The organism is Streptomyces sp. NPDC102274 (assembly GCF_044766385.1).
Classification (GTDB): domain Bacteria; phylum Actinomycetota; class Actinomycetes; order Streptomycetales; family Streptomycetaceae; genus Streptomyces.
In genome coordinates, this window is record NZ_JBIWLW010000106.1 from 1 (window position 1) to 1,418 (window position 1,418).

Genomic DNA, 1,418 nt, shown 5'->3' on the forward strand with positions numbered 1-1,418 from the left:
ACACAGTGGACGCGAGCAACTGAGGACAAGCCCTCGGCCTATTAGTACCGGTCAACTCCACCAGTCACCTGGCTTCCATATCCGGCCTATCAACCCAGTCGTCTACTGGGAGCCTTAACCCCTCAAAGGAGGTGGGAGTCCTCATCTCGAAGCAGGCTTCCCGCTTAGATGCTTTCAGCGGTTATCCTTTCCGAACGTAGCCAACCAGCCATGCCCTTGGCAGAACAACTGGCACACCAGAGGTTCGTCCGTCCCGGTCCTCTCGTACTAGGGACAGCCCTTCTCAAGACTCCTACGCGCACAGCGGATAGGGACCGAACTGTCTCACGACGTTCTAAACCCAGCTCGCGTACCGCTTTAATGGGCGAACAGCCCAACCCTTGGGACCGACTCCAGCCCCAGGATGCGACGAGCCGACATCGAGGTGCCAAACCATCCCGTCGATATGGACTCTTGGGGAAGATCAGCCTGTTATCCCCGGGGTACCTTTTATCCGTTGAGCGACGGCGCTTCCACAAGCCACCGCCGGATCACTAGTCCCGACTTTCGTCCCTGCTCGACCCGTCGGTCTCACAGTCAAGCTCCCTTGTGCACTTACACTCAACACCTGATTACCAACCAGGCTGAGGGAACCTTTGGGCGCCTCCGTTACTCTTTAGGAGGCAACCGCCCCAGTTAAACTACCCATCAGACACTGTCCCTGATCCGGATCACGGACCCAGGTTAGACATCCAGCACGACCAGAGTGGTATTTCAACGACGACTCCACCTGAACTGGCGTCCAAGCTTCACAGTCTCCCACCTATCCTACACAAGCCGAACCGAACACCAATATCAAACTATAGTAAAGGTCCCGGGGTCTTTCCGTCCTGCTGCGCGAAACGAGCATCTTTACTCGTAGTGCAATTTCACCGGGCCTATGGTTGAGACAGTCGAGAAGTCGTTACGCCATTCGTGCAGGTCGGAACTTACCCGACAAGGAATTTCGCTACCTTAGGATGGTTATAGTTACCACCGCCGTTTACTGGCGCTTAAGTTCTCAGCTTCGCCAACCCGAAGATTGACTAACCGGTCCCCTTAACGTTCCAGCACCGGGCAGGCGTCAGTCCGTATACATCGCCTTACGGCTTCGCACGGACCTGTGTTTTTAGTAAACAGTCGCTTCTCGCTGGTCTCTGCGGCCACCCCAAGCTCAAGGAGAAAATCCCATCACCAAGAGTGGCCCCCCTTCTCCCGAAGTTACGGGGGCATTTTGCCGAGTTCCTTAACCATAGTTCACCCGAACGCCTCGGTATTCTCTACCTGACCACCTGAGTCGGTTTAGGGTACGGGCCGCCATGAAACTCGCTAGAGGCTTTTCTCGACAGCATAGGATCATCCACTTCACCACAATCGGCTCGGCATCAGGTCTCAGGCAC

Annotated in this window: 1 rRNA gene (running past one end of the window); it reads right to left on the reverse strand. The window is 55.6% G+C overall.

Annotated elements, in window-relative coordinates:
- Positions 1-22: 22 nt before the first annotated feature.
- Positions 23-1,418 (reverse strand): 23S ribosomal RNA (locus ACIRQP_RS41990); it runs 1,555 nt beyond the window's last position.